12 protein-coding genes and 1 pseudogene are annotated in these 14,407 nt (G+C 66.0%); 7 read left to right on the forward strand and 6 right to left on the reverse strand.

The annotated features are described in order from the left end of the window. Window positions 1-86 precede the first annotated feature (86 nt). Complete coding sequence (locus ACM26W_RS18115; protein WP_416138349.1) at window positions 87-992, forward strand: nuclease-related domain-containing protein; 906 nt, start codon at window positions 87-89, stop codon at window positions 990-992. A 26-nt stretch (window positions 993-1,018) separates the two neighbouring features. Here the strand turns inward: ACM26W_RS18115 and ACM26W_RS18120 are convergent, their stop codons facing one another. The 6 genes and pseudogenes from ACM26W_RS18120 to glnA form a co-directional block, all read right to left on the reverse strand. Then, on the reverse strand, window positions 1,019-2,362 hold the full coding sequence (locus tag ACM26W_RS18120) for a deoxyguanosinetriphosphate triphosphohydrolase (RefSeq protein ID WP_416138350.1): 1,344 nt from the start codon (window positions 2,360-2,362) through the stop codon (window positions 1,019-1,021). A 137-nt stretch (window positions 2,363-2,499) separates the two neighbouring features. Further along, window positions 2,500-2,637: pseudogene (locus ACM26W_RS18125) on the reverse strand (helix-turn-helix domain-containing protein); the annotation flags it as partial. 28 nt (window positions 2,638-2,665) lie between these two features. Further along, the gene (ntrC, locus tag ACM26W_RS18130) at window positions 2,666-4,078 is read right to left on the reverse strand and encodes a nitrogen regulation protein NR(I) (protein WP_416138351.1); all 1,413 of its coding nucleotides are present in this window, start codon (window positions 4,076-4,078) and stop codon (window positions 2,666-2,668) included. Beyond that, entirely contained in the window at window positions 4,071-5,117 is a 1,047-nt protein-coding gene (glnL, locus tag ACM26W_RS18135) for a nitrogen regulation protein NR(II) (RefSeq protein WP_416140922.1), read from the reverse strand. The genes ntrC and glnL overlap by 8 nt, the downstream gene beginning before the upstream one ends. 407 nt (window positions 5,118-5,524) lie before the next feature. Further along, complete coding sequence (locus ACM26W_RS18140) at window positions 5,525-6,091, reverse strand: DUF4124 domain-containing protein (RefSeq protein WP_416138352.1); 567 nt, start codon at window positions 6,089-6,091, stop codon at window positions 5,525-5,527. Between the two features lie 182 nt (window positions 6,092-6,273). Continuing rightward, window positions 6,274-7,680, reverse strand: coding sequence for a glutamate--ammonia ligase (gene glnA, locus ACM26W_RS18145; protein ID WP_416138353.1), 1,407 nt, complete (start codon window positions 7,678-7,680; stop codon window positions 6,274-6,276). 542 nt (window positions 7,681-8,222) lie between these two features. Between glnA and ACM26W_RS18150 the strand changes: the two genes are divergently transcribed. The 6 genes from ACM26W_RS18150 (at window position 8,223) to ACM26W_RS18175 (ending at window position 14,383) form a co-directional block, all read left to right on the forward strand. Further along, window positions 8,223-8,771, forward strand: coding sequence for a hypothetical protein (locus ACM26W_RS18150; protein ID WP_416138354.1), 549 nt, complete (start codon window positions 8,223-8,225; stop codon window positions 8,769-8,771). A 138-nt stretch (window positions 8,772-8,909) separates the two neighbouring features. Next, window positions 8,910-10,760, forward strand: a complete 1,851-nt coding sequence (gene typA, locus ACM26W_RS18155; protein WP_416138356.1) for a translational GTPase TypA — start codon at window positions 8,910-8,912, stop codon at window positions 10,758-10,760. Window positions 10,761-10,889: 129 nt separating this feature from the next. After that, window positions 10,890-11,225: a hypothetical protein gene (locus ACM26W_RS18160; protein ID WP_416138357.1), complete on the forward strand. Its 336-nt coding sequence runs from the start codon at window positions 10,890-10,892 to the stop codon at window positions 11,223-11,225. Window positions 11,226-11,351: 126 nt separating this feature from the next. Then, window positions 11,352-12,797: a sodium-dependent transporter gene (locus ACM26W_RS18165; protein WP_416138358.1), complete on the forward strand. Its 1,446-nt coding sequence runs from the start codon at window positions 11,352-11,354 to the stop codon at window positions 12,795-12,797. A 115-nt stretch (window positions 12,798-12,912) separates the two neighbouring features. Then, window positions 12,913-13,692, forward strand: coding sequence for an ABC transporter ATP-binding protein (locus ACM26W_RS18170; protein WP_416138359.1), 780 nt, complete (start codon window positions 12,913-12,915; stop codon window positions 13,690-13,692). Next, window positions 13,679-14,383 (forward strand): ABC transporter ATP-binding protein, encoded by a 705-nt coding sequence (locus tag ACM26W_RS18175; RefSeq protein ID WP_416138360.1) that lies wholly within the window; start codon window positions 13,679-13,681, stop codon window positions 14,381-14,383. The genes ACM26W_RS18170 and ACM26W_RS18175 overlap by 14 nt, the downstream gene beginning before the upstream one ends. Window positions 14,384-14,407 lie beyond the last annotated feature (24 nt).

Raw genomic sequence — 14,407 nt, forward strand, 5'->3', positions numbered from 1 at the left:
TGGCCCCGGAGGGTCGAGATTGTCTAGAATGGGGGCCCACCGTCTCGACACTCCGCCACTCCCTCACTGATGGGCAAGGAACCCCGATGGCCTGGCTGGAATACCTGCTCCCCCTGATCTTCCTGTTCCCCCTGGCCGCCCTGGCGGTGATCGTGGTGGCGCTGCGCAACCTGCACGACGCCCGGGTACGCTCCCCCTTCGACGCCCACCCGCTGCGCGAACCCGGCCAGGCCCTGCGTGACCGCCTGGACCGCGCCTTCGCCGACCTGTTCCTGAACGGCGCACTGGGCCCCATCGCCTCCATGGCGCCGCTGGTCTACGGCATGGGCCGCATGCTCTTCGCCAGCGAGCAGGACTGGGTCGAGTGGGCCCTCTACGGCGTGCTCAGCACCCTGCTGGTGCTGCTGTTCTGTTTCCTGCTGATGCGCGACTTCCAACGCATTCGGCGCCTCAAGCTGGGGCTGGCCTGCGAGCTGGCGGTGGGCCAGGAGCTGGAGCGGCTGATCCGCCCCGAAGCGCACCCCTATTACGTCTTCCACGATGTGCCGGCCAAGGGCACCCGCATCAACCACGTGGTAGTCACCCCCTGCGGCGTCTTCGTGGTGGAGACCCGCGCACGCACCCGGCCCTTCACCCCCGCGGGCAAGGAGATCAACCTGGTCACGGTGGAGCCGACGCGCCTTCGCTTCCCCGGCTGGAGCGAACGCCAACCGCTGGAGAAGACCCGCGAGCTGACGGGCTGGATGGGCGAATGGCTTTCCGAGCTCACCGGCCGCGCGGTGCCGGTCATGGGCGTGCTGACGCTGCCCGGCTGGGAGGTGGAGACTCGCCATGGCCCCGAAGACCTGCTGGTGGTCAGCGGCGAAGACCTGGCCGACCGGCTCGTCGGGCTCTGCCCCGGCGAATTCGATACAGAAACCCACGACACGGTGATTGGCGTGCTTATGGAACGCGCCGCCCGCCTTGAGCGCCTGCCGGGCCGCACCGACTAGGTTGACACCGCCAGGCACGCCACGCCTCAGTCCCCCCGCAGCCGGCCGCCCATCTCCTGAGCCAGGTCCACCGCATAGTGGTCGGTCATGCCGCCGATGAAATCGAGCATGCGCCGATAGCTGTCGTAGAGCGACCAGGAGGGTCGCGGGGTGTTCTCGCCGATCAGCGCCAGCACCCGCTGGTGCTTGAAGGTCGAGCGTCCGGTATGGTGCAGCTCGTGGGCGGCGCCGATGAACGCCTCCAGCAGGATGCCCAGCGTGGTGTAGGCGCCGATCTCCAGCTTGGCCTTGCGCTCGTTCTGGAAGATCCGCTCCCGGGCCAGCTGCTTGGCGGCCTTGACGCCCCAATCCAGGTCCGGATGGCAGAGCTCCAGCAGGTCCTGCCGCAGGCGCCCGTTCAACAGCTCCGCCTCGTGCTGCACGAAGACCGCCCCCACGTCGTTTACCGCCCGCTCCATGGCCGCCCCGCGCAGTGCGGCGATGCGCCGCCGCTGGGAGACTCCGTGACGCTGCATGGCCGCATAGTCCGCCGGCTCGCCGCCGGCGATCTGGATCAACACCTCGGCGACCTCCTCGAAGCGCAAGATGCCCATCTCCAGACCATCCTCCAGGTCGAGCAGCGCATAGCAGATGTCGTCGGCGGCCTCCACCAGCCAGGCCAGCGGGTGGCGGCACCAGCGCCCCGGGCCCTGGGGCAGCAGCCCCAGCCGCTCGGCCACCTCGGCAAGCAGCTCGCGCTCGCTCTGGTAGCAGCCGAACTTGCCGGCCTCCCCGCCGTGCTCAACCGTCCAGGGATACTTGAGCAGGGTGCCCAGGGTCGCCGTGGTCAGCCGCATGCCGCCGCGAAACTGGTTGTACTCGACCTGGGTGACGATGCGAAAGCCCTGGGCGTTGCCCTCGTAGGTGAGCAGATCCTGACGCTCGAGTTCCGACAGGCCCTCGAGCAGGCCGCCACCATCGGCGCGGGCGAACCAGTCGCGGATGGCGTACTCGCCAGCGTGGCCGAAGGGCGGGTTGCCGATGTCGTGGCCCAGGCAGGCCGCCTGGACGATCACCCCCATATCGGCCGGGGTGATCCAGCCGGGCAGGCGGCCGCTGAGCCGCTCGCCGACGATCATGCCCAGCGAACGGCCCACGCAGCCCACCTCCAGGGAATGGGTCAACCGGGTATGGATATGGTCGTTGTCGGTCAGCGGGTGCACCTGGGTCTTGCGCCCCAGGCGGCGGAAGGAGCCGGCGAAGACGATGCGGTCATGGTCCTTGTGGAAGGGGCTGCGGCCGATCTCGTCGCGGCCGCCGCCGGGGCGCTCGTCGCGCCGGTCGTGCAGGCGGCTCGGATCCAGCAGCCGCTCCCAGCTCATCTGCGTCATGGGCGATCTCTCCTTGAGAGATCCATTCTGGCAGCCCCGGCCACTGCCGCCCAGTCCCTACTCAAAGTCCACTAGCGCCGGCAGCAATGTCTTCAATTTCCCTGCCCTTAGAGAGCGCGTATTGCGCCCCCGTAGCGTTACTCCCCATCCGCCAGCGCCGGCAGCAGCGTCTTCAATTTTCGCGTCAGCGTATTGCGCCCCCAGCCGAGCAGCTCGGCGGCCTCGCCCTTGCGCCCCCCGGTATGACGCAGCGCGGTCTCGATCAGGATTCTCTCGCAGACTCTGGAAAGTGGGACCGCTTCCTTATTCACCATCCGCCAGCGCCGGCAGCAGCGTCTTCAATTTTCGCGTCAGCGTATTGCGCCCCCAGCCGAGCAGCTCGGCGGCCTCGCCCTTGCGCCCCCCGGTATGACGCAGCGCGGTCTCGATGAGAATTCGCTCGAAGTCCGGGACCGCTTCCTCAAGCAGGTGGGTGTGCCCCGCGGCCAGGGCGCGGTCGGCCCAGTCGCGAAAGGCCGCCCGCCAGTCGCCGCTGGGTGTGCCGCCGCCATCGCTGCCGCGCAGCTCCGGCGGCAGGTCCTCCACCAGAATCTCGCGGCCGGAGGCCATCACCGTCAGCCAGCGACAGGTGTTCTCCAGTTGGCGCACGTTACCGGGCCAGGGCAGACGGGTCAGGTGGGTCTCGGCCTCGGGGGTCAGCACCTTGACGTCGGTGGAGAGCTCCTTGGCCGCCTCGGCCAGGAAGTGGCGAGCCAGCTGGGGGATGTCCTCGCGACGCTCGGCCAGCTTCGGCAGGTGCACGCGGATCACGTTGAGGCGGTGGAAGAGGTCCTCGCGGAAGCGCCCGTCATCCACCAGGGTCTCGAGGTTCTGGTGGGTGGCGGCGATGATGCGCACATCCACCTTCACCGGCGTATGGCCGCCCACTCGGTAGAACTCGCCGTCGGCCAGCACCCGCAGCAGGCGGGTCTGGGTCTCGGCGGGCATGTCGCCGATCTCGTCCAGGAACAGGGTGCCGCCGTCGGCCTGCTCGAAGCGCCCCTGGCGCTGGGCGGTCGCGCCGGTGAAGGCGCCCTTCTCGTGGCCGAACAGCTCCGACTCGATCAGGTCCCTGGGAATCGCCGCCATGTTCAGGGCGATGAAGGGCTTGCCGGCCCGTGGGCTGTGCTGGTGGAGGGCCCGGGCCACCCGCTCCTTGCCGGTCCCCGACTCGCCGTTGATCAGCACCGTGATGTGCGAGTGCGACAGCCGGCCGATGGCGCGAAACACCTCCTGCATGGCCGGCGCCTCGCCGATGATCTCGGCGCCCAGCCCCTCGGGCACACTCACCGGGCGCTGACGCTCCCTGGCGTGGGCCACGGCACGACGCACCAGCGCCAGCGCCTCGTCCACGTCGAACGGCTTGGGCAGGTACTCGAAGGCGCCGCCCTGGTAGGAGGCCACCGCGCTGTCCAGGTCTGAGTGGGCCGTCATCACGATCACCGGCAGGTCGGGATGGGCCTCGCGCACCCGGGCCATCAGGTCCAGGCCATCGATGCCCGGCATGCGGATATCGGTGACCAGCACATCGGGCGGGGTGTCGAGCAGGCGCTGCAGGGCCGTGTCGGCGCGCTCGATGCACTCCACGTCCAGGTCGGGTTGGGCGAGGGCACGTTCGAGCACCCAGCGGATGGCGCGGTCGTCGTCGACAATCACCACGCGTGCGGCGTCAGTCATGGCGCTTCTCCAGGGGAATCAGCAGTCGGAATTCGGTCTGGCCGGGCACGGAATCACACTCGATCAGGCCCTGGTGTTGGTGCAGGATCGCCTGGGCGATGGAGAGCCCCAGGCCACTGCCTTCGGCGCGACCCGAGACCATGGGATAGAAGAGCGTCTCGCGCAGCGCCTCGGGCACCCCCGGGCCGCTGTCGATCACCCCCACCTCGCACACCAGGCGGTGGCGCTCCGCCCCCAGGGTGAACTGGCGCCGCGCCCGGGTGCGCAGCACCAGTCGAGGCACGGGCGTTCCCGCCTCGGTCATCGCCTCGACGGCATTGCGCGCCACGTTGAGCACCGCCTGGATCATCTGCGCCTCGTCGCCGGCCAGATCGGGCAGGCTGGGGTCATAGTCGCGCTCGACCCGCACCATAGGGTGCTCGACGATCAGCAGCGAACGCACCCGCTCCAGCACTTTGTGGATATTCAGCGGCTCGTGACGCGTCATGCGGTTGGGGCCGAGCATGGAGTCCACCAGGTCGCGCAGCCGATCCACCTCCTCGACGATGATCCGGGTGAACTCCTTCAAGTTCGGATCGTCGAGGTCGCGCTCCAGCAACTGGGCCGCCCCGCGGATGCCCCCCAGAGGATTCTTCACCTCGTGGGCCAGGCCCCGGGTCAGCACCTTGATGGTCTCCTGGCGGGTCAGCAGCGCCTCCTCCCGGGAGATTCGCATCAGCCGGTCGCGAGGCTCGATCTCCAGCAGCAACTCCCCCCGGGAGAGCGGCGTGACCGTGTAGTCCACGGTGAGGGCCTCACCAGCCAGCATGACCAGCCGCGCCTCGCGCTGGGTGAAGGGGTGAAACTCGTCCCGTGCCTTGCCCAGGACCTCGCCGAGCCCATCATCACTCTCCATCAAGGCGCACAGCGCCCAACCTTTCACCCGGCCGAAGCTGATCGCCAGCAGCGCCTCGGCGGCAGGGTTCATCCATTGCAGCCTCAGCTCACCGTCCAGCAGGACCACGGCAGTGGTGAGGTGCTCCATCAAGCGTTGATACATCGAACGGGCCATGTCGGATCCAGGGGAAAGACAACAAACGACTGCAAGAAGCGCGCCAGACTCAAGATGGCCGACGCCACGCGGGCCGAGCCAACAGCCCACAGCGCTAACGCACCAAAATATGGCATAAAGAGTCAGCCTGCACGATGCAGTTGCCGATGATGGTGCATCCGGCGCCCCGCGAAGGCTCATCGGCCGGTGCCGCGCTCTTCATGCCGGCGCAGCGGGGGATCATCGGCGGGAAGCCGGCGAACCGATTCGTCACCGCGACGCAGTGGCGACGGCGTCTCGACAGGCGGGGGCGCCGGCTTCACAGGGCCATGCGGCCTCCTGTCACCGTGCGGGGGGCGACAAGGCCTTGGGCTTCCGTCCGGGCACCACGGCCAGGGCGCCCAGCGCGGGGGCAGCTAATCGGCAGGGCGGTTGACGCTGGCCCGGTGCACATAGATGGTCACCGGTGAGCTGCGGTGGCGCACGGCGCCGCTGCCGTCGAGCAGCTCGGCCTGCAGCACGTGCTCGCCGGGATTCATGTTGGCCACCATGAAGGCCGTGGTGTGCATCGCCGTCTGGCTCACCTGGCCATCCAGCAGCAAGCGCACCCGGTGGTCTTCGCGCAATTGTGGATCGATCCCCAGCTCCACCGACACGTTGCCGGCGGACCCTACCGGAAAGGCCTGCTCATGGCTGGGCGACAGGATGCGGAAGCTGTCATAGGGCATGAAGGGCTGCCCGGGCGAGCCCGACGCCGCGGCCGCGTCGCTGCCCTCGAGGCGCGGCGCCGTCTGGCCGGTGCGCACCTCGCCGCTGGAGGGCACCACGGTCAGCGGCGCCAGCTCCACCTGTTCGCCGCCCCTGTCCGGGTTGTCGGTGAACACCACGTTGCCCTGGGCATCGGTGGTGCGATAGATCGTCTGCGCCTGGGCGGCAAGGCTGAACGTCAGCCCCACCGTCAGCGCCATCAAGGCCTTGTTCATGAATACCCCCTGCGTGCCGCCGTCCTGACGGTATATGGATCGTGCCGAACACTGCGTCATTGGATAGTGAACAAGATAAAGGGGTTCCGCCATGGCGGAACCCCTTTTTGATCAACGCCGGGGCGTCGATACCGGGCCAGGTCGCTTCGCGCCTGGCCGCAGCCGTGATCAGCAGCTCGTAGTTAACAGCTGTAGTACATGTCGAACTCGATCGGGTGGGTGGCCATGCGCATACGATCCACGTCTTCCATCTTCAGTTCGATGTAGGCATCGATCATGTCATCGGTAAACACGCCACCCTCGGTCAGGAAGGCACGATCCTGGTCAAGCGCCTCCAGGGCCTGGTCGAGGCTGTGAGCCACGGTCGGCACCTTCTTGCCCTCTTCCGGCGGCAGGTCATAGAGGTTCTTGTCCATGGCGTCGCCGGGGTGGATCTTGTTCTTGATGCCGTCGATACCGGCCATCAGCATCGCCGCGAAGCACAGGTAGGGGTTGGCGGTCGGATCGGGGAAGCGAAGCTCGACGCGCTTGCCCTTGGGGCTGGCGGTGTAGGGGATGCGGATGGAGGCGGAGCGGTTGCGGGCCGAGTAGGCCAGCATCACCGGCGCCTCGAAGCCCGGCACCAGGCGCTTGTAGGAGTTGGTGGAGGCGTTGGCGAAGGCGTTCAGGGACCGGGCGTGCTTGATGATGCCACCGATATAGTAGATCGCCATCTCGGAAAGGCCAGCGTACTCGTCCCCCGCGAACTGGTTGTTGCCTTCCTTCCAGAAGGACTGGTGCACGTGCATGCCGCTGCCGTTGTCGCCGACCAGCGGCTTGGGCATGAAGGTGGCGGTCTTGCCGTAGGCGTGAGCCACGTTGTGGATCACGTACTTCATCTCCTGGACCTCGTCGGCCTTCTTGACCAGGGTGTTGAACCTGACGCCAATCTCGTTCTGGCCGGCGTTCGCCACTTCGTGGTGGTGCACCTCGACGCTCTGGCCGATCGCCTCAAGGGTATTGCACATGGCGCCGCGGATGTCGTGGAAGCTGTCCACCGGGGGCACCGGGAAATAGCCGCCCTTGACGCGCGGACGGTGGGCCAGGTTGCCGCCCTCGATGGCGCGGTCGGTGGACCAGGCGCCCTCTTCGGAGGAGATCTTGTACATGGAGCCCTCGATATCGGACTTCCAGTGCACCTCGTCGAAGATGAAGAACTCGGGCTCCGGGCCGAAGAAGGCGGTGTCGCCCAGGCCGGTGGACTGCAGGTAGGCCTCGGCGCGTTTGGCGATGGAGCGCGGATCACGCTCGTAGCCCTGCATGGTGGCCGGCTCGATGATGTCGCAGCGCAACACCAGGGTAGAGTCTTCGGTGAAGGGGTCGAGGAAGGCGGTGCCGTCTTCCGGACGCAGGATCATGTCGGACTCGTTGATGCCCTTCCAGCCTGAGATGGAGGAGCCATCGAACATCTGGCCGTTCTCGAAAAACTCCTCGTCCACATCACGGGCCGGGATGGTGACATGCTGTTCCTTGCCACGGGTATCGGTGAAGCGCAGGTCGACCCACTTCACGTCATGTTCTTCAATCAGGGCGAGAGTCTTGGCAGACATAGTGTCCTCCGGGGTTGAGCTTGGCTCGAAGCCTTAGGGTAGTAAGAGACTGGGGTAATGCGAAATCAAGGTACTGCGAAGTTGTAACACGCCGCGGACCACCTGCCCACGGCTGCCGGTACTCTCTCCGGCGCTACCCAATTACATTGCACGCCCCATGCCAACACTGCACCCTAATGCGGCATAAAACCATCAGCACCATGATTTTATTGTATAAAATGGGAAGCTTCGGCGCACCAGCCTGAATCAGCGGCACCCCTACCCCACCCCCTGCCACCGTTCCACCCCAACAAATGCACCATTAAAGTGCATAAAACCTCGCCAATGCACCCCGAAAGCGCACCTGACGTTTCCCATACCCGGCTAAGTCCGCCAGGCGGGGCAAAACCACCCGGTGCTGCACTAGAAATTTCCCGCTGGAATACTTTGAAACGCACACTCACCAACAACTACAATCGTTTACAACGCCCTGAGGCACCGGCAGCGAACCCTGGCAGCCGGCCCGTGCCCCCCACAAGGTGCGGCCCAATCCCGGAGTTCGCATGAGCGATTTCATCGGTTGCATTCTCATCGACGCCCGCAGCGCCGGCTCTCGCCTGCCCCGGCAGCTGGCCGTCGTTACGCAGCTGGCCCGAGCCGATGCCACCCCCTTCTCCTTGCAGATCATCGACGATACCGGCGACCCTCGTCTGCCACGCATCGCCCAGCGATTCGGAGCGCGCCTGCTCGGCGTGCCCCCCGCTCCCCTTGGTCAGCGCCTCAACGACGCAATCGCCCGCAGCAACGGCGAGGTACTGATCTTTCCCGGTATCGGCAATGTCACCAGCGCCGCGGCGCTGGAACTACTGGCCACCGAGGTTGCCACGGGCAAATTCGATGCCGCCTCGCTCCCTACCATGCACCGCGGCCCGCTGCAGCGCCTGATGGCATGGATCAGACGGCTGCCCCATGGCGAAGGCCTGTGTGTGTCACGCAGCTGGTTCGAGCGCATCGGCGGCTGCGACCCCGGCCACGATGATGGCGCCTTGGAGGAGTTGCTGGAGCGTCTGCACGCCTGCGGCGCCCGGGTGAAGGCCAGCGCACCGCGTTGACAGTCCATCGAAAGCGCGAATCCGCTATTACCGGACCGGGGGAGCCTGTACAATGCGCGCCCTACATTCCCTGCCCCGCGCCTAGGGTACGTAACAAAACGTGTACATAGGTGCGTACATATCAGTGAGACACACCTCATGAGCACGACCGCTAGCAATTCAGACGTCAGTAATCTGCGCAACATCGCCATCATCGCCCACGTTGACCACGGCAAGACCACCCTGGTCGACAAGCTCCTCAGCCAGTCCGGCACTCTGGACCGCAAGGCCGAGGGGCAAGAGCGCGTCATGGACTCCAATGACCAGGAAAAGGAACGCGGCATCACCATCCTGGCCAAGAATACGGCCATCCAATGGCAGGACCAGGCCGGTCAGGATTACCACATCAATATCGTCGACACGCCGGGACACGCCGATTTCGGCGGCGAAGTCGAGCGCGTGATGTCGATGGTCGACTCCGTGCTGCTTCTGGTCGATGCCGTCGATGGCCCCATGCCGCAGACTCGCTTCGTCACCCAGAAAGCCTTCGCCCAGGGATTGAAGCCGATCGTGGTGGTCAACAAGATCGACCGTCCCGGTGCACGGCCAGACTGGGTCATCGACCAGATCTTCGACCTGTTCGACAACCTCGGCGCTACCGATGAGCAGCTCGACTTTCCGATCATCTATTGTTCGGCGCTGAATGGCGTCGCCGGCATGGACCCGGAAGAGCTTGCCGAAGACATGGCGCCGATGCTCCAGTCCATTGTCGACATTGTTGAGCCGCCCAAGGTCGAGCTGGACGGCCCCTTCCAGATGCAGATCTCCGCGCTGGATTACAACAGCTATGTCGGCGTCATCGGCCTGGGCCGCATCAAGCGCGGCGCGGTCAAGCCCAACCAGCAGATCAGCGTGATCAGCGTGGATGGCAAGGTGCGCAAGGGCAAGATCGGCCAGGTGATGACTCACATGGGTCTGGAGCGTGTGCAGACCGACGAGGCCACCGCCGGCGATATCGTCTGCGTGACCGGCATCGATGACCTCTCCATCTCCGATACGCTGTGCGACCCGGCCCAGGTCGAGGCATTGCCACCACTGTCGGTGGATGAACCCACCGTCTCCATGTCCTTCCAGGTCAATGACTCTCCGTTCGCGGGCAAGGACGGCAAATTCGTCACCAGCCGCAACATCAAGGATCGTCTCGAGCAGGAGCTGATCCATAACGTGGCGCTGCGCGTCGAGCCGGGCGAGACCCCCGAGAAGTTCAAGGTCTCCGGCCGCGGCGAGCTGCATCTCTCGGTGCTGATCGAGACCATGCGTCGCGAAGGCTTCGAGCTTGCCGTGGGCCGCCCCGAGGTGATCATCCGCGAGATCGACGGCGTCAAGCAGGAGCCGTACGAAGAGGTGATCATTGACTGCGAGGAGCAGCACCAGGGCGCCATCATGGAGGAGCTCGGCTACCGCAAGGGGGAGATGACCAACATGCACCCCGATGGCAAGGGCCGCGTGCGCCTGGACTTCATTATCCCGGCTCGCGGCTTGATCGGCTTTCGCGGCCAGTTCCTGACCCTGACCTCCGGCACCGGCATCCTCACCAGCCGCTTCGACCACTACGGCCCGCTCAAGCCCGATGCCTCCATCGAGCGTCGCAACGGCGTGATGGTCTCCATGGTCGACGGCAAGGCGCTGGCCTATGCGCTGTTTGCTCTTCAGGAACGCGGCAAGCTGATCATCGATCACGCTACCGAAGTTTACGAAGGCATGCTCATCGGCATCAGCAACCGTGCCAATGACATGGTGGTCAACCCGACCAAGGGCAAGAAGCTCGACAACATGCGCTCCACGGGTAATGACGAGAACATCGTCCTGACCCCGCCGGTGAAGTTCAGCCTGGAGCAAGCCATCGAGTTCCTTGATTCCGATGAACTGGTTGAGGTGACACCGCACCACATCCGGCTGCGCAAGAAACTCCTCAAGGAAAATGAGCGCAAGCGCGCCAGCAAGAAGTAAGCCAGCCGCCACGGCTCACGACGCCCGCCCGGGAGCTCCCCGTGGCGGGCGTCGTCGTGATGGATCCCCAGATCTTCTATGCTGTAGCCTGCCAGCCCCCCGATCAGCACCACAGACAGGAGAACTTGCATGCATAAGCACGTGGAGTGGGACGATCCCGGCGCCGACAGCGTCATGCGACACTTCGAGAAGGATCCCATGGGCCACTCCGACCCCGGCGCCGGCGACGTCCTCTCCGCCCGCTATCAGGGTGCCGTGGTGCGGGTAAAGGTGGAGGCCTATGTGGAGGGCACCAGCATCGGCGAGGTGGCGGCGATGATCGCCGTCAACAACGGCCGGCGGCTGAAGTCCCACGGCAAGCTCGCCCTGGGCGACACCGTACGCCTGCCCGACGAGGCCCGTGCCCTGGAGCCGCGCATCGGCCAGGCGAAGGACGACGACGAGGAAGACGACAAGGAGCGCTAGTCGATAGCGACACCATCGACGAACTTAACGGCCGATAAACGCTTGGCGTCTGGTTCCTGACCGCGTTTTGCCGCAGAGTTGCGGCACGGGCCCTCTGGGCCACCCGATTCGCGTTCTGGAGCCTTCATGAGCACTCACAATGTCTGGACCCACAAGGGGACCTTCCTGCTGGCCGCCGTTGGCTCGGCGGTGGGTCTCGGCAATCTGTGGCGCTTCCCCTACCTGACCGGCGAAAACGGCGGCGGGGCCTTCATCCTGGTCTACGCCCTGACCATCTTCGCCGTGGGCATCCCGATCCTGATCGCCGAGACCATGCTCGGCCGCAACAGCCGCCGCAGCCCGATCATGGGCATGCGTTTCCTGACCCGCACCCACCACACCTCGCGGGCCTGGGAGTCCATCGGCTGGCTGGGCGCCGCCTCCGCCTTCCTGATCCTGAGCTTCTACTCGGTGATCGCCGGCTGGGCGATCCACTACACCTGGCAGATGCTCACCGGCTCCCTGGACGGCGCCGACGTGGCGACCATCGGCGCGGGCTTCGACGCCCTGCTCGCCTCGCCGGCCCTGCTGACCCTCTACCACACCCTGTTCATCATCGCCTCGGGGCTGATCGTCGGCATGGGCATCCACAAGGGCATCGAGAGCGGGCTGCGCATCATCATGCCGGCGCTGTTCATCATCCTGCTGGTGGTGCTGGCCTACGGCGTGGCCAACGGCGACTTCGCCGCCGCGGCCAGTTTCCTGTTCACCTTCAATATCGCCGACCTGAGCCTCGAGGGCTGGCTGGCCGCGATGGGCCAGTCGTTCTTCACCCTGAGCCTCGGCATGGGCGCGATCATGGCCTACGGCGCCTACATGTCCAGCGACCTCTCCCTGACCCGCACCGCGGTGGCCATCGCCGTCGTGGACACCGCCGTGGCCATGGTGGCCGGCCTGGCGATCTTTTCACTGGTATTCGGCGCCGGCCTGGATGCCGGCCAGGGCCCGGGCCTGATGTTCGTCACCCTGCCGCTGGCCTTCGCCGAGATGCCCTTCGGCGCACTGATCGGCGGGGTCTTCTTCATCCTGGTGCTGGGCGCCGCCATCAGCTCCTCCATCTCACTGATCGAGCCGGTGGCGGCCTTCCTGGTGGAGCGCTTCGACCTCACCCGGCCCCAGGCGGTGTTTGCCATGGTGGTGGCCAGCTGGGCGCTGGGGCTGCTCACCGTGGTCAGCTTCAATGTCTACGCCGAGGGCACTATCTTCCACACCCTGTTCGGGCGCAGCGCCTTCGACTTCATCGAACTGCTCACCAACATCTTCATGCCGCTGGGGGGCCTGCTGATCGCGCTCTTCGCCGGCTGGGCGCTGACCCACAGCGAGGTGATGAAGGAGATGCGTACCAACCAGACCTGGTTCGCCATCTGGCGCTTCCTGGTGCGTTTCGTCGCCCCGGCGGCGGTGGCCTTCGTCTTCCTGCGCGCCATTCCCCAGGTGGAGGGCTACCTGATCCCCACCATCGGCGCCCTGGTCATCGTCGGCGCCTTCGCCGCCGGCCGCACCTTCCTGGTGGAAGACAGCCAGGAGCAGTGACAGTATCACCGCCGCCCCGGCCAAGGGCGGCGGCGACACGCCCACGTCATCGGCAGCACCACCAAGACCAGCGCCATCCAGCACAGCGCACTCAACAAGAACAATGGACACTTCCATGGCAGCCATGATCGACGTGCGACACGTCCACAAGGCCTTCGGTGGCCTCAAGGTCATCAACGACTGCTCACTGTCGGTGGAGACGGGCTCCATCACCGGGCTGATCGGCCCCAACGGCGCCGGCAAGTCGACCCTGTTCAACATCATCGCCGGCGCCCTGCCGCTGGACAGCGGCCAGGTGCTGCTCGACGGCGAGGAGATCACCAACCGCCCCGCCAACGAACTGTTCCACAAGGGGCTGTTGCGCACCTTCCAGATCGCCCAAGAGTTCTCCCAGATGACCGCCCTGGAGAACCTGATGATGGTGCCGCCCGCCCAGGCCGGCGAGGGGCTCTTCAACGCCTGGCTCAAGCCCGGGCGGGTGAGGCAACAGGAAGAGGAGGTGCGCCGCCGCGCGCTGGAGGTGATCGACTTCATCGGCCTGCGCCACGTGCGCAACGAGCTGGCCGGCAACCTCTCCGGCGGCCAGAAGAAGCTGCTCGAGCTCGGTCGCACCATGATGACCGACGCCCGGGTGGTGCTGCTCGATGAGATCGGCGCCGGGGTCAACCGCACCCTGCTGGGCGACCTGGTGGCGAACATCGAGCGGCTCAACCGCGAGCTGGGCTACACCTTCCTGGTCATCGAGCACGACATGGAGATGATCGCCCGGCTCTGCGACCCGGTGATCGTGCTGGCTCAGGGCAGCGTGATGGTGGAAGGCGCCATCGCGGAGATCCAGCGCAACCCCGAGGTCATCGAGGCCTATTTTGGAGCTTCCCACGATGCCACTCCTTGATGCGCGTGACGTTTACGGCGGCTACGGCGGCATGAACATCCTCAACGGGGTGAATATGGCCATCGAGGCCGACGAGATCGGCGTGATCGTCGGCCCCAACGGCGCCGGCAAGTCCACCATGCTCAAGGCCGTGTTCGGCCTGCTCAGCGTCACCCGGGGCGAGATCCTGCTGCGCGGCGAGCCGATCCACAACCTGCCGCCCAACCGGCTGGTCCAGCAGGGCATGGGCTTCGTTCCCCAGGAGAAGAACGTCTTCCCGAGCCTCACGGTGAAGGAGAACCTGGAGATGGGCGCCTTCCTCAAGCCCCATAACACCCGGCGCATGCTCAAGACGATCTACGACTTCTTCCCACCGCTCTACGACAAGCGCCACCAGCCCGCCGGCGAACTCTCCGGCGGCCAGCGCCAGATGGTGGCCATGGGCCGGGCGCTGATGGCCGAGCCCAGCCTGCTGCTGCTCGACGAGCCCACCGCGGGCTTGTCGCCGCTCTACATGAACGAGATCTTCACCCAGGTGAAGCAGATCAACGCCGCCGGCGTCGGCATCCTGATGGTGGAGCAGAACGCCAAGCAGGCGCTGTCCATCGCCGACAAGGGCTTCGTGCTGGCCGCCGGCCAGAACCGCTTCACCGATACCGGCGCCGCCCTGCTGGCAGACCCGGAAGTGGCCAGGAGCTTCCTGGGCGGCTAGGCCAGGGACAGGAGAACAACCGTC

Origin of the sequence: Halomonas sp. HK25 (assembly GCF_047795635.1) — a bacterium.
In the GTDB taxonomy this organism is placed as follows: Bacteria; Pseudomonadota; Gammaproteobacteria; order Pseudomonadales; family Halomonadaceae; genus Halomonas.